The sequence below is a fragment of the Alteromonas sp. G4i13 genome (assembly GCF_054960505.1).
The window spans coordinates 12,563-31,747 of sequence record NZ_JBHNYX010000020.1 but is presented as its reverse complement, the minus strand read 5'-3'; the positions used below and the strand labels follow the sequence as shown (position 1 = coordinate 31,747).

The 19,185-nt window shown below is 43.8% G+C and carries 16 protein-coding genes; 10 read left to right on the top strand and 6 right to left on the bottom strand.

The genetic code is table 11. The annotated features are described in order from the left end of the window. Positions 1 to 243: 243 nt before the first annotated feature. The 5 genes from ACFI6J_RS11510 (at position 244) to ACFI6J_RS11490 (ending at position 5,155) form a co-directional block, all read left to right on the top strand. Complete coding sequence (locus ACFI6J_RS11510; RefSeq protein WP_014977471.1) at positions 244 to 1,137, top strand: PhnD/SsuA/transferrin family substrate-binding protein; 894 nt, start codon at positions 244 to 246, stop codon at positions 1,135 to 1,137. Continuing rightward, complete coding sequence (locus tag ACFI6J_RS11505; protein ID WP_462557529.1) at positions 1,137 to 2,090, top strand: hypothetical protein; 954 nt, start codon at positions 1,137 to 1,139, stop codon at positions 2,088 to 2,090. The genes ACFI6J_RS11510 and ACFI6J_RS11505 overlap by 1 nt, the downstream gene beginning before the upstream one ends. Positions 2,091 to 2,298: 208 nt before the next feature. Beyond that, entirely contained in the window at positions 2,299 to 2,922 is a 624-nt protein-coding gene (gene udk, locus ACFI6J_RS11500) for a uridine kinase (RefSeq protein ID WP_014950808.1), read from the top strand. Positions 2,923 to 2,934: 12 nt separating this feature from the next. Further along, positions 2,935 to 4,146: a NupC/NupG family nucleoside CNT transporter gene (locus tag ACFI6J_RS11495; RefSeq protein ID WP_014950809.1), complete on the top strand. Its 1,212-nt coding sequence runs from the start codon at positions 2,935 to 2,937 to the stop codon at positions 4,144 to 4,146. Positions 4,147 to 4,315: 169 nt separating this feature from the next. Beyond that, a complete protein-coding gene (locus ACFI6J_RS11490) occupies positions 4,316 to 5,155 on the top strand; it encodes an isopenicillin N synthase family dioxygenase (protein ID WP_014950810.1) in 840 nt (279 codons plus the stop codon). A gap of 93 nt (positions 5,156 to 5,248) precedes the next feature. Here ACFI6J_RS11490 and ACFI6J_RS11485 read toward each other — a convergent pair whose 3' ends face one another. After that, a complete protein-coding gene (locus ACFI6J_RS11485) occupies positions 5,249 to 6,409 on the bottom strand; it encodes a tetratricopeptide repeat protein (RefSeq protein ID WP_462557532.1) in 1,161 nt (386 codons plus the stop codon). Positions 6,410 to 6,694: 285 nt separating this feature from the next. On the opposite strand from ACFI6J_RS11485, the gene ACFI6J_RS11480 reads away from it, so the two are divergent. From ACFI6J_RS11480 to ACFI6J_RS11470, 3 genes are all read left to right on the top strand, one after another. Next, complete coding sequence (locus ACFI6J_RS11480) at positions 6,695 to 7,201, top strand: fasciclin domain-containing protein (protein WP_462557534.1); 507 nt, start codon at positions 6,695 to 6,697, stop codon at positions 7,199 to 7,201. Positions 7,202 to 7,423: 222 nt separating this feature from the next. Continuing rightward, complete coding sequence (locus ACFI6J_RS11475) at positions 7,424 to 7,843, top strand: MAPEG family protein (protein WP_014950813.1); 420 nt, start codon at positions 7,424 to 7,426, stop codon at positions 7,841 to 7,843. Between the two features lie 134 nt (positions 7,844 to 7,977). Then, entirely contained in the window at positions 7,978 to 8,958 is a 981-nt protein-coding gene (locus tag ACFI6J_RS11470; protein ID WP_101565962.1) for a GGDEF domain-containing response regulator, read from the top strand. Positions 8,959 to 8,990: 32 nt separating this feature from the next. On the opposite strand, the gene ACFI6J_RS11465 is transcribed toward ACFI6J_RS11470, so the two are convergent. The 4 genes from ACFI6J_RS11465 to ACFI6J_RS11450 all read right to left on the bottom strand — a co-directional run bounded on the left by ACFI6J_RS11465 (position 8,991) and on the right by ACFI6J_RS11450 (position 13,589). Then, the gene (locus tag ACFI6J_RS11465) at positions 8,991 to 9,680 is read right to left on the bottom strand and encodes a 3'-5' exonuclease (protein WP_278344168.1); all 690 of its coding nucleotides are present in this window, start codon (positions 9,678 to 9,680) and stop codon (positions 8,991 to 8,993) included. 4 nt (positions 9,681 to 9,684) lie between these two features. Next, the gene (locus ACFI6J_RS11460) at positions 9,685 to 11,514 is read right to left on the bottom strand and encodes a putative nucleotidyltransferase substrate binding domain-containing protein (RefSeq protein ID WP_278344169.1); all 1,830 of its coding nucleotides are present in this window, start codon (positions 11,512 to 11,514) and stop codon (positions 9,685 to 9,687) included. A gap of 98 nt (positions 11,515 to 11,612) precedes the next feature. Beyond that, positions 11,613 to 13,319: a sodium:solute symporter family protein gene (locus tag ACFI6J_RS11455; RefSeq protein WP_014980378.1), complete on the bottom strand. Its 1,707-nt coding sequence runs from the start codon at positions 13,317 to 13,319 to the stop codon at positions 11,613 to 11,615. Between the two features lie 3 nt (positions 13,320 to 13,322). Next, positions 13,323 to 13,589, bottom strand: a complete 267-nt coding sequence (locus ACFI6J_RS11450; RefSeq protein WP_014950817.1) for a DUF4212 domain-containing protein — start codon at positions 13,587 to 13,589, stop codon at positions 13,323 to 13,325. A 257-nt stretch (positions 13,590 to 13,846) separates the two neighbouring features. Between ACFI6J_RS11450 and ACFI6J_RS11445 the strand changes: the two genes are divergently transcribed. Then, the gene (locus ACFI6J_RS11445; RefSeq protein WP_462557540.1) at positions 13,847 to 17,290 is read left to right on the top strand and encodes a PAS domain-containing hybrid sensor histidine kinase/response regulator; all 3,444 of its coding nucleotides are present in this window, start codon (positions 13,847 to 13,849) and stop codon (positions 17,288 to 17,290) included. 47 nt (positions 17,291 to 17,337) lie between these two features. Here ACFI6J_RS11445 and ACFI6J_RS11440 read toward each other — a convergent pair whose 3' ends face one another. Next, positions 17,338 to 17,961 (bottom strand): mechanosensitive ion channel family protein, encoded by a 624-nt coding sequence (locus ACFI6J_RS11440; protein ID WP_014950819.1) that lies wholly within the window; start codon positions 17,959 to 17,961, stop codon positions 17,338 to 17,340. Between the two features lie 276 nt (positions 17,962 to 18,237). On the opposite strand from ACFI6J_RS11440, the gene rimK reads away from it, so the two are divergent. Further along, positions 18,238 to 19,143 (top strand): 30S ribosomal protein S6--L-glutamate ligase, encoded by a 906-nt coding sequence (rimK, locus tag ACFI6J_RS11435; RefSeq protein ID WP_039216404.1) that lies wholly within the window; start codon positions 18,238 to 18,240, stop codon positions 19,141 to 19,143. Positions 19,144 to 19,185: the final 42 nt, after the last annotated feature.

Here is a 19,185-nt window from a genome sequence, read left to right as displayed (position 1 = left end):
TTATTTAACAGCAATCGCCCGAGGCTATTGAGTTTGCAAAATAATACTTGACCACATGGTCAGGTTAATTTACTTGTTATTATTATTGTCAATCTGCGACGAATAGCTGATTCTATTCTTGGCAGATATGCTACTAATAAACAGCGTTTAATAAAAATCAGGTTTACTTATAAAAATACGTAATTTTTCAATGAGTTAACACAATAAAATAAATTTACCTATTGCAATAAATAACCTTAACTGATGAAATCACTATATAAATCGTTAATTCATTTGGTCGTTTTTTTGACGAATTTCAGAATTGTTGCTACCGGAAAGTGGATAATTTTTATCTTAGCTGCACTTGTGTGCGGTTCGATAAACTATTTTCAAAATTCCGATGAGTATAGTGACATCGCCCCACAAACCGGTCAATATTTGACCTGCAAAACTGATTTACAGGGCAATAGCGACGTCTTTTCTGTGTATGTTACTGACGGTAGAATTGCTGAAATGGCAAGCGAGCGCCTATGCAATGATAAAACGATTAAGCGCCAATACGGTGAAGTTAAAGTTACAATAGGCCAAAGTGATTACGATACCTTTCGATACATTAATCATGGCGTTGTTGATTTAGCGCTGGTGAAAAGTAATGTCGTAGATGCGTTCGGGGCTGACCAAATTTATGGATTAACCAAAGTAGCATCGCATCCTGACTACTCAGCTTTTTTTATCGCGCTAAGAGAACGACCTCTACTATCTAAAGAGTACTTGCTAGGTAAAAAGATAGGATTGCTCGATTATCCGAGCAGCCGTTCTGGTCATATTGTTCCCAAAACTGTTTTGCAGAACCTCGGACTCAGTGACTCCAATTTAGATATTGTTTACTTCAGTTCTCACCAAGAACTGCGACGAGCTTTGCTCGCGGGTGATATTGATATTATCTCCTCATATTGGGCAGAAGAAGACAAAGACAACTTCTCAAGAAACTATGCAACGCCGCTGCAGGAAAGTGTAAGTGGAATGCAATGGTATTTGAAAATGCAGACGCAAAACACAGACTTATTTTGCGCTATACAGTCGGTAATTCATGAAGTTGCAATGTCTCATCCTAGACCTTATTACAAAACTATTACATTAGAGGAAGGGTGTAACTAATGGGTAGTAAGAGAATATATTTTAAGCCCAAAGCCTTTATCATCTTTAATGGTCTTGTCTTGTTAGCATGTTTCCAATGCATCGCTTTGACTGCACAATACTTTTCACACCATACTTCTCTTCACCGTGCACTTGATAAGGTAGAGCGAAGGGTAAGCCTAGACAGCGCGTTTTTAGACGTTGGAAACAACACCCTTAACACGCCTGTAAATCAGTTCGCCATTTACCGTTATCTTGGAAAACTAAACGGCACGCTTAAGGACGAAAACTACCCCGTTCTAGTCAGAGGAATCCAAGATATTGTGACGAGCAATGAAGACTTTACGGGTTACCCTTTGTCTTTTACGGCAAATTTCGTCAACGCTGAACAAGTCATTAAGGTAGAGATGCGAAGTAAAGCCGTCACCAGTACTTTTGCTTTTAGTTGGACTGCGCTTATCGCATCATTACTCGTTACACCATTTTTTGCTGTTTCGAGTAAAACCAAAAGGAAACGCGCAACCTTAGAAGAAGTTATCCCTCCTTCCCCAAAACTCGTAATCAACTTAAAAGATAAAACGATTTCTAACGGAATCGATGACAAAGCCATCACGTTGCAGAATAAACCACTGTGCTTTTACACGGCTCTAGTAAAATATTGTATAGAGCACCCCGATCAGCCTCTACAGCCACATAAAGACGTTCCGACTGAACTACTGGCTCTGGCCAACAAGTGTTTTGGTCGATTAATCGAATTGGGCCATACCAAGCGAAAACGCCCAGATTTCAATGCAAATTTAGATAAAACCCTCAGCGAAATACGCGCTGCACTCGATGATGTATTCTCTGGTTATGTTGATGAAAAAGAAACCTACTACCCGCCCAGAGCACAAGGTGAGGGCTCTCGCTCGAAGCAGCATTCGTATGCATTACCGAGTATTAAAGACGACGATATAGAGATAATTGGTAACTAGCGATATTTTGACTTGTTCAAATAAAAACTGACCACTTGGAGAACTTTTTGGTATTTTTTGCAAGCTGACTAAACGCCCTTCAATACCTTGAAAATACGGTAAAGTTCTAGCAAAGACCGATCCAAAAACCGAGAACTTGTGAATATAACATTGATTCGCGAGGCCTAAACGCGTATCTTTGCACCAACAAAATCAGCTTTATAGTACTATGCAATCGCCACTTATTATTGCCATTTCTGGAGCTTCTGGCTCTGGGAAGTCTCTTTTTACAAAAAATTTGTTTAACGGCTTCAGTGCTCAAGGCCGCCCTGTTCAAGTGCTGCGCGAGGATCACTATTACCGTGCGCAAGATCATCTTCCCATGGAGCAACGTGAGAAGAACAACTATGATCACCCGAATGCCTTTGAACATGAGCTTTTAAAAGCACACTTGCAAGCATTGCGCGATGGTCAGCCTATTGACTATCCACATTACTGCTACAAAACGCATACACGTTTGCCTGAAACTGAGCGTCTAAATCCTGCGCCAGTCATTATTCTTGAAGGTATCATGCTACTTGCTCGTACTGATCTACTTCCTTTGTACGACGTGAAGATCTTCATTGATACTCCTCTTGATATTTGTTTGATGCGCAGAATGATGCGCGACCTAAAAGAACGCGGTCGTAGTATTGAATCTGTGGCAAAACAGTACGAAGAAACTGTTAAGCCTATGTATCATCAATTTATCGAACCTAGCCGCTTCACTGCCGACGTAGTAGTGACGCAAGGTGGCAAAAACCAAATTGCATTAGATGTGATCAAATCACACATTCAGCAAGCGCTTCTTTAAGGGAACATTACTATGGTGAGTTTACTGGGCATTGCAGTCCTTCTGGGTATTGCCTTCGCGTTATCATCAGCGAAACGCAATATAAATTGGCGCACCGTTGGTGGCGCATTTGCTATTCAAGCATCCGTTGGCGCGTTTGTCCTGTATTCTGAACCTGGTAAAGAAGTATTGTTGAGCGCGACGCGTTTTGTCGCCAACATCATTGCTTATAGCCAAGAAGGCATTAATTTCTTGTTCGGTCCTATTGGCGACAAGTCGATCGCGTTTATTTTTGCCTTTAACGTGCTTCCAGTTATCGTGTTTTTCTCGGCGCTTATTGCCGTTCTTTATCATCTCAAAGTAATGGGTTTGATCATCAAGGTTATCGGTGGCTTTTTACAGAAAGCGCTGGGAACTAGCCGACCTGAATCCATGTCTTCTGCTGCCAACATTTTTGTAGGCCAAACAGAAGCGCCTCTTGTGGTTCGCCCTTTTATTCCGCACATGACGAGCTCTGAGCTATTTGCCATTATGGTGGGTGGTTTGGCGTCAATTGCTGGTTCAGTAATGGCGGGCTACGCAGGCATGGGGGTAGATCTTAAGTATTTACTAGCAGCCAGCTTTATGGCTGCGCCAGGTGGCTTACTTATGGCAAAAATCATGTTGCCAGAAACCAGTAAGCCAAATGAAGATTTACATGACGTAGATGCGGAAGATACCGGCTACGCCAATGTATTTGATGCGGCCGCCAGTGGCGCTGCATCAGGCATGCAACTTGCGTTAAACGTAGGTGCAATGCTACTCGCTTTCATAGCACTTATAGCCATGTTTAACGGCCTTATTGGCTGGACAGCAGGGTTATTTGGCTATGAAAACGTGACGTTTGAAGGGATCCTGGGTTATGTGCTTCAACCTCTTGCATGGGCAATCGGCGTACCATGGGAGGAGGCGCAACTTGCAGGCAGCTTTATTGGTCAGAAAATGGTAGTTAACGAATTTGTTGCCTACCTAAACTTCCTAGAGAACCAATCACAGCTATCTGAAGCATCTCAGGCCATTATCACCTTTGCACTTTGTGGTTTTGCAAACTTCTCTTCTATCGCTATTTTGATGGGTGGAATTGGTGCCATGGCACCAACACGCAGAAAAGAAATTGCGAGACTGGGGTTAAAAGCTGTTATTGCTGCAACGTTATCTAACTTAATGAGTGCCGCGCTAGCGGGCTTTTACCTCTCTCTTGGTTAAATTTCATTAATTTGGACCAGTTGGTCAAGATTTTACTAGACTAACTGGTCAGGTTTCTGTAAATTACGCGCAAATTCCTCGCGGGGTTGATTTATGTCAATTTCTGCGACTTTTTTCTGTAGCCCGTCTACCTTTATAATGCCGCAGTCAAAATATACGGGATAAAGTTATGCAATTAGTTGCTGTTGATTACCAAGCGGAAAACGCACAAGAAGAATTCGTGAAGTCACTTCGCGAGACAGGGTTCGGTGTTTTAAAAAATCACCCTATCCAACAGTCATTAGTTCAAGGTATTTACGACAATTGGCAGGGCTTCTTCGACAGTGAAGAGAAGAACGATTACCTGTACAACAAGGGTAAACAAGACGGATTTTTCCCTCAGAGCGTATCTGAGGTAGCCAAAGGCTTTACGAAAAAAGACATTAAAGAGTATTACCATTTCTATCCGTGGGGTCAGTGTCCAGAAGCACTACACCCGCAGATTTCCCAATACTATGGGGAAGCAAACACACTAGCGAAAGAGCTATTGGGTTGGATAGAAAAACATTCTCCTTCAGAGGTGAGCGATAAGTACAGTCAACCGCTAGGTGACATGATCAAAGATTCTGATCAGACCTTGCTACGTATACTGCACTACCCGCCACTAAAAGGTGATGAAGAAGTAGACGCAATTCGCGCAGCTGCTCACGAAGATATTAATTTGATTACTATCTTGCCTGCAGCCAACGAGCCTGGATTGCAAGTACAAGCTAAAGACGGTAGTTGGATTGAAGTTCCTTGTGATTTCGGGAACTTGATTGTGAATATTGGCGACATGCTTCAAGAAGCGTCTGGCGGATACTTCCCATCAACTACGCATAGGGTTGTAAACCCAGATGGTGCTGACATGACGAAATCTCGTATTTCACTGCCATTATTTTTACACCCTAGACCGGATGTTGTTCTTTCAGAACGTCATACCGCAGGGTCATACCTGCAAGAGCGCCTTCGTGAGCTGGGCGTTATATAAATTAAGTTCCTTTTGTAGTGTTATTCTTTTGCCGCAGCTAGTCTGCGGCTTTTTTTTGCCTAAATTATACCGCCTACCTTCTCAACACCCACTTCATTGATTATTCGCTAAAGCTGATAATTTGGACTGATAACGAGACTTGTCTTGCCTGTTGTTTGCATGCTTGATAGCGCGAGACAAGTATTGCTCAGCGTTGGTTATGTCTCCGCTTTCAAAATACGTTTTCGCTAATCCAAACAGAATTTCATGACGGGTATTATCAAGTTTTAGTCCCTTTAAATAATATGATATCGCTGCCTCGTACTCTTCATTATCGAAAGCTTGTTCACCCAATATATAGTGGTAAAAGGGATTGCTTTGGCGTTTAGTATCCACCATTTGGTTGATTGTTTTCGCCTCTTCAAACCTATCTTGATAACGGTAAAGTATCGATAAATTTTCCCATGCTGTGAGGTTTTCACTATTCAAAGATAAAGCATGCTTGTAGGCCGCCTCTGCTTGTTCGTATGCATCGGCCATTCGATAAAGTACTCCAAGATTGACCCAACTTTGGGCCAGTTCCGGTGCGATGGTAGCAGCAGCCCTAAAATAGCTATAGGCCTTGGTATAACTGTTGGCAACAAGCGCATCAGCTCCGTTATTGTTGTAGAACATCGCTATAACTTTTTCCTCTGACACAGCGATTCTAGGAAAGTAACTTCTGAGGGTTTGGGGGTCGAAATCCACGTCCGCAAAACTTCCTCCAATAGAGACGACATTGGGATCTTCTGGAAGTTGAACTCGTAAGTTGATATGACCATTTAGTAAACTGTACCCTTCTCGACGAGTCCAGTATTCAGGGATTTCTACTTCGTAGAACGTGGCTTGTAGCCCTACATGTTTCGCTAACGCATACGTCATAATGGAAAGAGACAAACAATTCGCGGCTCTATTATTGAACGTAGTATTTGCTGTGGTGTTAGCGCCGTTTCTGTAAAGCATTCCCTGATCAGAATGGTCAAATATGGCCTTCACTAACCCTTTTACATTTTTTTGCAGCGCGCTTTTTTCATAGACTGCTTGCTCAGCAAAAAACTGTGCGTCTTCGTCTAAGTAAAAAATTTCATCTGAAGACTCTACGGGAAATAACGTATAGGAAGGAAAGAGACTGTCGTTTAACAAAGTGGGCGCAGCTTTTACATGCTGATTATCAGTAGATTGGCAAGCGGCAAGCACTATGCATAACAACAAAGGAACAGCGAGTCGAGCATTCATAATAGGCACCTTTCTTATTTACTCGATAGATTAAGTATAGCAGCGCACCTTTAATTTACATTTTATTTACATCTCACTTTAAAGCTCGTTCAACGCATAATTTTTCTCGCTTCCTTAGGTGCTCATAAATTGCGACTTGGCATTACACAAAGTTAATCATCAAATTTCCATGAAGTGCCGTAACAATTCTCAATTCAGTAGCTTTCAGTGGCGTAGGTCAGTAGTTGGCGAAACGAAGGATGTTGAATTTCACTTAACGTAATTTAATAGGTAAAAGGAAAGAATATGAAAAAGTTAATTAGTGCGTTCTTCTTAGTTGTATTGAGTGCCTCAGCGGTTGCTGGCCATCATGCCAAGGATGGACATAAAGATATTGTCGACACCGCAGCAAGCAACGACATGTTCTCAACACTTGTCACCGCAGTTAAGTCTGCAGACTTGGTCACTACACTAAAGGGAGACGGGCCATTCACTGTTTTCGCTCCCACCGATGAAGCTTTTACTGCACTCCCGGCAGGCACCATTGAAATGCTATTGAAACCTGAGAATAAGCAAACCCTTGTTAAAATTCTCACTTATCACGTAGTAACGGGTAAAGTCACAGCAAAAGATGTAGCTGGGCTATCTGATGCCACTACCGTCGAAGGAAGCAAGGTAATGGTCTCAACTGATATGAATAAGGTTATGATAAACGACGCAAATGTGATCAAAGCCGACATCATGACGAGTAACGGTGTTATTCACGTGATCGATACCGTGTTGCTTCCAAACGATGTTAAAGCGGCGCTGTAATCCCTCTTGCAAAGAAAAGCGCTGAAAACGAAAGCACTAAAAATTAGTGCTTTCGTTCATCGATTTATGGATGTGCTTCGATCTCTTCAACAAGTCTCGGCGTAGAAACATTAAACGGTTAGTTGGTCACGGGCATGTTTAACATACGCATGTTTAAACAGGCCTTCGTTGTCATCTAACCAGTCGTCTGAATCCATTCAAGGAATAAAGAAAGGAGTTCACGTGTTCACAGTCTACACATATAGTATTGCGGGCCTTTTGCTTATAAGCTTTACCGTTTTCGTGCAAAACATCGTTGCCGCTATCGCTCACAGAAAACAGTCTCGCTATATTCCAGGGAAAGTCAGCGAGGAATTGAGTCATGATAGTTTCGTATTCAGAAGCCACAGAACATTTCACAATTCGCTCGAAAATATTCATCAGTTTACGCTCCCAGCTCTTCTTTGCATTTTTCTTGGCGCATCAACCAGCATACTTGCAGCACTTGTTTGGATTTACGCGCTAAGTCGCATCATTCATATGGGACTGTATTACGCAATCGCTACAGAAAAAAATCCAAGCCCAAGAAGCTATTTTTATATGATAGGCACGCTGTGTACCTTCGGCGTATTTGGTCTTGCAGTGTTTAATTTGTTTTCCTAGAAACGATATAAAGTAAGAAGATAAGAGTGAAATTGAACCAAATGGTTAAATATTAAACTTTTGGTTAATCCACATTTTCTAAAATTAGGCGTACTCTTGAACCTGAACACTCACCTTTGTGTTTAGGAGTACTTGTGTATATTGAACAAGTTGGCGACCGAACTTTAGCAGATTGCAAAGTACTGATTGTCGACGACCAAGCCAGCAGCAGACTTGTTCTGGAAACTTTACTTGAAGACACAGTCGCCTGCGCCTCTGTGGGCTCAGGTAAAGAAGCAATTGAATATTGCAAGTACCATACGCCTGACCTAATCCTCATGGATGTTTCAATGCCCGAAATAGACGGGCATCAGACCACCGCATTGTTAAGAAAAAAGCCGTTGTGTGCTCACATTCCTATTATTTTCGTGACCTCTTCGTCAAGTGATGAAGAAGAGTCGAGATGTTGGGAATCTGGCTGCGTTGACTTTGTGGTGAAGCCGGTAAACGCTTGTACCCTACGCAATCGTGTAAAATCACACATCAATCACAAGCTTAGAAACGATTTGCTCGAAAAGCTTATCTATGTAGATAAGTTAACAGGTGCCTACAATCGTCACTATTTAGACGACTATTTACCCCGTTTAGTGAGAGATGGATTGCGTAATGTTACTCCTCTCTCCTTGGTTATTTTTGATGTTGACCACTTTAAACTGTTTAATGATATGTATGGTCATATAGATGGCGATAGCTGTTTGTGGAAGGTCAGTAAAACGATCAACGACGCCCTACTTCGACCTATGGACAAATTAGTAAGAATTGGCGGTGAAGAGTTTTTGGTTATTCTGCCTAACACCGATGTAGACGGTGCGAAGGCCGTCACTGAGCGCTTATTGCGAACGGTTTATGACCTGAATATTCCTCATGCGGCATCTGAGTATGAGCGCGTTACGCTAAGTGCAGGCTTAGCCGTCAAGCATGCTGATGACAATAAAACTATCGACTACGTCATGTTAGAAGCAGACAAAAATCTGTATGTGGCTAAAACCTCTGGACGGAATCAACTCGTGGCGCCGACAGCGGTAAGCGCTGGCAAAATAAATGCACCGAGTCACCCCACAAAACTTAAGGCCTAGGCACTATAATTAGCATTGCCTTGCTTTAGACGCTAATGCGGTACTCCCAGCTTAAAACGGCCAACAGCATTCGTGTGAGCCAAAGACTCGAGTGAATTCTCCAAAGTAATTCCCAATTCATTTAGCTGGGCGTAAAACAACTGCATTGTCGCTAACGCATCATCTAGTGCGTTGTGTTCAGGAAACGCGGGTAAGTCTAACCGTTGCCTACAAACCGTTAGCGTTGCACTATTACTCGGTAGCACCTGATGTTGTTTGTTTAACTGATAAAGTGCGAGCTGAAGCGTATCAACATAGAGCACTTCCATCTGCGGTAATCCACACCGTTTGAAGGCACTATCAAGCGCCATCAAATCTAATCGCGCATTGTGAAAAATTAGAACATGTGTCTTCAGTAGTGGTAGCAATGAATTGATGGCGTCTGCTAAGCCTTCGCCTTGTTGCAAAATATCTAAGGTCAATCCGTGTATTACAGGGCTTTGTCCTAAGTCTGCTGACGTATTAATAACGTGATAGCCACTGGAGGAAAGCGTAATTTTTCCAGCTGAACCACTTACATAGCCAATCGATGTAATTTGAGTTGTCACAGGGTCTAACGATGTGAGCTCTAAATCAACAGACGCCAAAGGGGTGTCGCCCAACGTTTTATCACGTAATGACTTTCTGAATTGACGCTTCCCAAACAGTACCGATGCACAGGCTTCGATTATTCGCGTTATCATGGGGTTAACTTACGCCGCCAGAGAACTTCATAACCATTGCTTGATTGGTTCGTTCTATAGCCTTGAATGCGGCTTTTAGCTGATGCTTTTCTATCGATGATAAACTTGAAACCGACACACGATTGTCCGTTACTTTATTTTCCAACTGATGACGCCAACGCAAACGATTTAAGAACAGCCAAATATCACGTAGGTTAGTCGCATCTCTTTTTGAGAGCTGTGAATTTTCCGATAGCGCGTCTAACCGGGCAAGTGTGTTAGGCAACGTCACACCATCAGCTAGCGCGTATATGCGGGCGATATTGTTAATTAAGGCCACGGCTCGGGTTTTAAGGTCGATAACGTCCTTCTCTCTACGGCCTTTTTCATAAATGAACTTTTGAAACATGGAAAGCGGAACCGATATTTCGTTACTATTTCTCGTAAGCGCTGCTAAGAACATATTTTGCTTCATCAAGGGGGCTCTTTGACGCTGCAACTGCTTAAATAAACTTATATCCCCGGCTGCGCAGCGAACATCAAGAAAAATATTAAAGTGCATAATCGCATCTTTAGTTGGTGCTTTTACCCATCGCTTAGCTTCTTCAATGGCGTCTTCAAGCGAGAGTCTAAGTTTAGAATTGCTCGCCATAATATTACCATCGCACAGTTTAATGCCGCATTTGGCCAAACCGTTACACACATAATCAGCCATTTTTGCGAAATATTCTGCTTGCGCTTCGCTTGGCCGCTCAGCAAGAAGCAGTCCATTGTCTTGATCCGAACCCATCGTCTGATCTTCTCTTGCCTGTGATCCATAAACAAGCCACGCAAACATCATGGGGGCTTTCCCGTTAGCCTGTTGGAAAAAGCCAATAAGCTTTCTTGTCATAATATCGGTAGCTTGAGATAAAATTTTGCCAGCAATGTCATAGTCCCCTGCTTTTTTCGCATGAGCAGAGAAATAATGCGGCAACTGCCAGGATAGCCGTGTTAATTCGTAAAGGTTCTCCGCTTTGCTTAGCTCTCCAATTATAAAAAGAACGTTACCACGCTGATGACGAATGATATCGCTGGCTGTCACCATACCCAATGGCACAAGCGTTTGCTGGTCGATAACGGGTAGGTGATGGATGTTCCTTTCGGTCATAAGCGCCAAGGCATCAAATAGCGTTCTATTTCCCATTATCTGTGCAGGATTAGGCGTCATTATATGGCTGACTGGAAGATGAATATCGAGAGAGGCGGCAACCACTCTTGAACGTAAGTCTCGGTCGGTGATAATGCCAATAAGCTTATCTTCTCGTGTAACCAGTAATGACGATACCTTTTGATTCGTCATGATCTGCGCCGCCACTGTTATTGACGTTTCTACGTCCACCGACACGGGAGACTTATTAATAACATCCTCAAGCCCTTTATAAAGCCACATGGAGTTACTATCGGAAATAGCATGGTTTTGAAGGGCATTATTGCGCAGCCCATCAAAAAAATTTCGAATTGCTGGCAGTTCAAATAACGGGGTAACAGCAGACGCTTCAAAACAGTAAACCAGACCTGGACTGTCTACACTGATGCTTAATGAAAAATTACGTTTTTCCATTATATTGGTGTAGCCGAAGTAGTCGCCCTCACTTAAATGGCGTAAAGGGGCATCTGAATCTTGGACAGAAAACTGTCCATTTTGAATAAGAAAAAGTGACGATTTGCCCTTTTGCAGGTCGCCCACATTATCCGCTGTCAGGTAAATCAATTCAGTATGTTTTACTAGCTCAAGCTTTTGCTCTTTATCCAGCACGTCAAAAGGTGCTGATGTGTTGAGAAAGTCTTCAACTTGTTTAGCCATCGCAGTCATAGGAAATGTCCAGTTCACAAAAAGAAAAAACCAACCTACTCACTTTCGCCAGTAGATTGGTTTTATTTTGCTAAAGCCTATCTTAAGGCAACATTAGTTTAGTGCGCTGATGCTTCACCCGCTCCTTTAGGATAACGAATGCTTTCAACCAGTTCTTGGATTTCTTCTGGCGCTTCATCTGTTGCTTTGAACACAAGGAAAGCCACAATGAAGTTCACCATCATACCTAAGGTACCAATACCTTCAGGAGAAATACCAAACCACCAGTTGTCAGGCGTATTGGCCGCTGGGTTTACAAATTTGAAGTAAATAATGTAAGCCGCAGTGAAGGCAATACCTGAAATCATACCAGCAATAGCACCTTTATCGTTCATGCGCTTGCTGAAGATACCCATAATAATTGCCGGGAAGAAACTCGACGCCGCTAAGCCGAAGGCAAATGCCACCACCTGTGCAACAAAGCCTGGCGGATTGATACCGAAGTAACCTGCTATGACAATGGCCACCCCAGCAGCAAGTCGCGCATACATGAGCTCGGCTTTATCGGTAATGTTTGGCATAAAGTTTCGTTTCAGTAAATCATGGGAAACAGAGGTTGAAATAACCAGCAGCAAGCCTGCGGACGTTGACAGTGCTGCTGCCACACCACCCGCTGCAACGAGTGCAATAACCCACGCAGGTAAGTTCGCAATTTCAGGGTTAGCCAATACCATGATATCGCGGTCAACTTTCATTTCGTTGCGCTCGTCACCCGAATAGAACATCTTGCCATCACCGTTCTTATCTTCATATGAGATAAGGCCAGTTTGTTCCCAGTTTTTAATCCACGACGGCGCTTCTTCATAGCTAGTTCCCGTCATTTCAGGTCCATTAATGGTTTCGATCATATTCACACGGGCAAACGCTGCTAGTGACGGTGCTGTGGTATATAGAATTGCGATAAACGCTAGTGCATAGCCTGCAGATTTACGCGCATCGTGAACTTTAGGCACAGTGAAGAAGCGAACGATTACGTGTGGAAGACCCGCTGTACCTACCATTAACGCAAAGGTGATAAAGAATACATCAATGGTACTTTTTGTTCCTGAGGTGTATTCGTTAAAGCCTAACTCGACAGACAAATTATCGAGTTTCTGCAGCATATGCACCCCCGAACCGTCTGCTAAGGTTGCACCAAAGCCGGTTTGCGGCAGGATATGTCCTGTTACCATCATAGAGATAAATACCGCTGGTACAATGTAGGCGAAAATCATTACACAATACTGTGCAACTTGCGTGTAAGTAATGCCTTTCATACCGCCAAGTACCGTGTAGAAGAACACGATAACCATACCGATAACCACGCCAGACACAATATCAACCTCTAAGAAGCGGCTGAATACCACACCTACGCCACGCATTTGACCTGCAACGTATGTAAAGCAAACGAAGATTGCACAAAATACAGCAACCGTACGCGCGGTTTGTGAGTAATAACGATCCCCAATGAAGTCAGGTACCGTGAATTTGCCAAATTTACGTAAATAGGGAGCTAAACAAAGCGCAAGTAGAACATAACCACCTGTCCACCCCATTAGATATACTGCACCGTCATACCCCATGAATGAGATAAGACCCGCCATTGAAATGAACGAGGCTGCCGACATCCAATCTGCTGCCGTTGCCATCCCATTCATAACGGGAGGTACGCCGCCACCTGCAACGTAAAAATCGTTAGTTGAGCCTGCGCGAGCCCAAATAGCGATAGCGATATAAAGCGCAAACGATGCGCCGACGATAATAAACGTTAAAGTTTGAACGTCCATGATTTACTCCTCATCTACGCCGTAGCGTTTGTCCATGGCGTTCATCTTCGCCATGTAGACAAAGATCAATGCAACAAATACGTAAATTGCGCCCTGCTGCGCAAACCAGAAGCCTAATTTAAAGCCAAAAAATTGGATTTCATTTAAGATATCGACAAAAATAATGCCGGCACCGAATGATACGATAAACCAAACGACTAAAAGCTTGGCGAGAAGAGCGAGATTCTCCCTCCAATACGCTTTTTTGTCCTCTTCGTTTCTAAATGCCATTGTTTCACCCTCATGTCAGGTTAATTGATTGTTATGATTTTACATATTCCTAACGCCCGGCTTTGTTAACGTTATTGCTGCGTGTTACGTGATTGAGGAAAGACAATCACAGGCAGCAAAGTCAAGCATTTAGGAGCTCGCGCATTACTCTAGACCTGCCTTTAAAATTTCAAAATGAGACCATGGTCGTAGGTAGACCATGGTCGAAATGATTATAATAGCGACAGCATTGTTAAAACTAAGTTAAAAGGAACGTTATGGTTTTTGGTTGGGTAACACTTGCAGTACTGTACCTCTTCTTGCTGTTTTCACTGGCGAGTTGGGGTGAAAAGAACTCGCCCACCGCTAGAGCACTAACGTCACATCCCGCTATATATTCGCTGGCCCTCGCTATTTATTGTACCGCATGGACTTTTTTCGGCATGGTAGGCCAAGCAAGTAGAGACACCTGGATTTACCTGCCAATCATGCTTGGGCCTATTCTCGTTTACGTCTTGGGTTATAAGTTTATTTACAAGTTAACCCTCGTCAGCAAGAAGCAACACATCACTACCATTTCCGACTTCATCGCGTCGCGCTATGGAAAGCGCCAAACCGTAGCTTTGGTAGTTACGCTTATCGCGCTCCTTGCCACTATTCCTTATATCGCGCTCCAATTAAAAGCAGTGGGCGCTACTTTCCAACTTCTTACTCAGCAGCCTAACAGCAACGGCATTATTATTGCCGCCACTGGCTTCATCGCGGCATTCGCAATATATTTCGGTACCCGGCAAACGGACGTCACCGAATACCGACGGGGTTTGATGCTGGCTATCGCCTTCGAATCGACCATTAAATTGCTGGCGTTAGTGCTGGTTGCCATCGTTGGTTATAGTGCGTGGAAGCGCACCCAGTCTGGTCCATTCTTCGAAAGTTTCACCAATGAAATAGCCTTGGCGCAGTTTGGTTCGTTTACTTTCATCGCTCAAACTATCATGGCGGCAGCGGCCATTGTTTGTTTGCCTAGGCAGTTTCACGTTGCCATTATTGATAATCTAAGCCTAGGTCATCTGCGCACGGCAAGGTGGTTATTCCCTCTCTACCTGACCATTATTTCCGCGGTAATTCCTATTATCGCCATTGCAGGCAAAGCTATTTTTGCTGGCGCTAATATCGAGCCCGACTCTTACGTACTATCACTAGCTGTATTTTCAGAGTCAGTTCTTCTTCAAGTGATTGTCTTTGTAGGTGGGCTCTCTGCCGCAACAGCTATGATCATTGTGGCAACACTCACACTGAGTACTATGCTCACCAACGATGTGATTCTGCCGCGTATTCTTGCATTTACAGGCAATACCGATGACAAACAGGACGTGTCGAGCAAAATCAGGCTTATTCGCCGTATCGTCATCGCGTTTATCTTGCTTATGGCGTTTTTGTACCACCAGCAAATGACCAGCAGCCGCTCGCTTCATTCAATTGGGCTTATTGCGTTCTCGTTAGTTATCCAGCTTATGCCAGCCATTGTTGGCGGACTTTACTGGAAGCGCGCGCATGCGCACGGGGTTTACGCAGGGCTAATGGTGGGATTAGTGATTTGGGTGTTATGGCTTGTGCTTCCTATTGTGAGCGAGCAAGTTTCACAAATGGAGCAAAACGAACTCATTAGCCAAGGCGCTATGATCAGCTTAGCGGCAAACACCTTTGTTTACATACTCTTTTCACACTTTGCACCGCAGCGTCTTATCGACAGAATGCAAGCTGAAGCCTTTGTGTCCCCTGCCATTTCCACTAACAACACCGTTAAAGCTCAGGCAACTAACGTGACCGTCTCCGATCTCATAACGCTATTGTCGACCTTTATGGGATCTGGGCGTTGTGAACAATTGTTAGAGCAATATCAGCAACTCAATAATTGCCAATTAAAGCACGACGATACGCCGGATGAGTCGTTTTTATCATTTTGCGAACGCGCCTTGGGTGGCGTTATTGGCGCATCGAGTGCCAAAGTACTGCTAGACAGCGCATTGCGTGGTAAGAAGATGGACTTTACCGAGGTTATCAACTTCTTCGATGACACAACGCAAGCCATGCAATTTAATATGACTGCACTACTCACTTCACTTGAAAACATGGACCAAGGCATTAGCGTAGTCGACAAACACTTAAATTTAGTAGCGTGGAATAAACGCTATGCCAACCTCTACACTTACCCGGATAACTTGTTGGCAGTGGGTACGCCTATAGAAAAGCTTATTCGGTATAACGCATCACAAGGTGAGTTCGGCGCAGATAACGTAGACGGTGAAGTAGAAAAAAGGCTGGCTCATTTGCGCTCTGGTATGCCCCATCGCTTCACGCGACAACGAATGGATGGACGGGTTATTGAAATGGTAGGTAATCCTTTACCTGGCGGAGGCTTCGTAACAAGCTTCAACGACATCACCGGACACATGGAAATACAGCAAGCGCTTGAAGAATCAAACATTGACCTTGAGGCTCGTATTAAGAAGCGTACTGAAGAAGTACACTCCATAAACGCCGAGCTTCGACTTGAAATAGAACGGCGCTCTGATGCCGAGAAAGAACTGATAAGGGCACGAAAGGCTGCAGAAGATGCCAATGCCAGTAAAACCCGTTTCTTGGCGCTCGCAAGCCATGATGTGTTGCAGCCGCTAAATGCGGCCAAGCTCTACGTGAGCGCCCTTGAAGAACAAGAACTGACTGAGTCAGCGCTAGCCATTATTCAAAAGCTTAGCCATAGCGTGACGTCTAGTGAAACACTGATTGGCACTTTGCTGGATATTGCACGCTTAGACCAAGGTGAAATGAAACCCGATATTGAGTCTATTGATGTAAGGACCCTGCTGTCACCACTTGTGGACGAAATGGCAATGCGCGCGCGGGAAAAAGGACTTGGTTTTAAAGCGATTATACGTCCGTGCTGGGTTAAAGCTGACAAAACGTACTTATACCGAATAACGCAAAACTTGCTTTCAAATGCGGTGAAGTACACGGAAAATGGCCGCGTCTTGTTCATTATCAAGCCTGTCAAAGACACCGTTTATTTCAAAGTTATCGACACAGGCATTGGCATATCTACCGATAAAAAAGACAGCATTTTTGGTGACTTTTTCCGCGCAAACGAAAGCAAGGAACACGGTATAGGTCTTGGCTTGGGGGTTGTTCGACGTTTAAGTCTGCAGTTGAACAGCGATATTAGTGTTACCTCGAAAATAGGCAAAGGCAGCTGCTTTGCGTTTAGCTTGGATAAAGCTGAGCCAAAACAGATATCCAACGTTACAGCAAAGCCACGCAGTACAACATTTACAGGTATGGACGTGCTTTGCGTGGACGATCAAAGAGAGAACTTAGATGCCATGCAGACCCTATTACAGAAATGGGGAATCAATGTGGTGCTTGCGAACAACTGGGATGACGCGTTGAAAGTCTGTGAGACTATTCAGCCTCAAATCTTACTCATGGATTATCAGCTCAGTCATGACAGCGAGAAAAATGGGCTAGCTTTGATTGAAGAGATAAGACATCGACTTAATATTGTGGTGCCAGCAGCGCTTATAACGGCGACACCAGATGAAAGCTTAGTTACACAGTGTAAAGCCCAAGGCGTAAACTTCTTAGCTAAACCGCTAAAACCAGCGAAACTGCGCGCACTACTTCAAAGTATGACGCGCTACATCAGGGAGGCGAAAAACGTGTAGCTAGTAGCTCGCTGCAGGTTTTTCGCTATATGCGTAAGGAAAGACGTCTAGAGTAATTCGTCGTGTGGTTTACTTTCTTCAATTTTAACCACCGGCGTTTCTACGCTCGACTTTGCCACCACTTTTCCCATTGCTCCCCACTTCTCTTTAGGGTTGAGCAAAACAGGACGGGTTAAAATTAGGTTATTAGGATACATGAGGGTTTCACGCTCAGCGGTAAGCAAGCGCGTGCTAAACGGCCCTACATCGGCAATCACACCTTCAATGAAATTATCGCCGTCGAGAATGCGCACATAATTACCTCTGCGATACGCTACGTTTGTGAGCAAAATAAAGTACGCAGTGATGTTACTGATGAGTGACCAACTAGCAAAAAGCGCAACACCGGTTACCGTGATGATAGAAGTGGAAAGCACTAAGAGCCCAGAAAAATCGATCCCCCACGCTAGCAACAACAAGGCTAACGATACTGTAGCGACAATAACCCGTGCAGCAAAAAGTCCTTTAATAGCACTATTTGATTTTAGCTTTGACTTTACGATGTTGGTTTCTAATTTTGGCAGCAACTTACGAGACATCGCCAAATAAATTAGTAAAACCAAACCACTCCACACGACATTTGACTGGTACTGAGTTAACCACGCCAAAAAACCATGCCACCACTCATTCATTAACCCAAATCCTTACATTTTTTCGTTAAGCAGACTGACCTTAAATTCTGATTTTACGTTAAAAAGGCCGACGCGCTCTAATGCTAACGTGAATAACAGACAAGTTCATGCATTAAAAGCAATCGACACAACAAGAATTATTCGTAAGACACTCCCTATCACTTCTATTAGTATGCGCGCAAAAATGACTTGTCTAATTAATAATCACGTTCTAACGTGGTAGTAGATTGGTCGATAAAACGACAAAATAAAACACAAACTACAGGCTTTTTTATAATGCGCATTGCAATTCTTTCTAGAAATCCTCGTCTTTACTCTACTTCACGCTTAGTCGAAGCTGGGCAGGCTCGCGGGCATCAAGTTGACGTTATCGACACTATGCACTGTTACATGGATATCACGAGCGCGCGACCGTCTGTTCGCTATAATGGTAAAAAACTGCCTTACTATGATGCAGTGATCCCTCGAATAGGTGCGTCTGTTAGCTTTTACGGCACATCAGTCGTTCGCCAATTTGAAATGATGGGCACATACAGCCTTAACGAGTCGGTTGCTATCAGCCGTTCTCGAGATAAATTGCGTTCGTTGCAGCTTTTATCACGTAAAGGCATCGGTATGCCGAGAACAGGCTTCGCACACCACCCTGACAAAATCGACGATGTTATTAAGACGGTTGGCGGCGCCCCAGTGGTTATTAAGTTACTTGAAGGCACGCAAGGTATTGGCGTGGTATTGGCAGACACGCAAAAAGCGGCAGAGTCGATCATTGAAGCCTTTATGGGTCTTAACGCCAGTATTTTAGTGCAAGAGTTCATTAAAGAAGCGGGCGGTGCAGATATTCGTTGCTTTGTGGTAGGTGGAAAAGTTGTAGCAGCGATGAAGCGCCAAGCAGCACCTGGGGAATTCCGCTCTAACCTTCACCGTGGCGGTCAGGCAAGTTTAGTTCGCCTAAGTCCAGCGGAACGCAAAACAGCGGTAGATGCGGCTAAAACGATGGGACTAAATTGTTGTGGCGTGGATATTCTTCGTTCGAACAACGGCCCTGTTGTAATGGAAGTAAACTCTTCGCCGGGCTTAGAAGGTATCGAGAAAGCAACTAACAAAGACGTTGCCAGCATGATTATTGAGTTCATTGAAAAGAGTGCCGAGCCGCATAAAACGAAAACCCGTGGAAAAGGCTAACCCTTTTAACCTATGCAATAACGTAATTATAGGAAAACGTTA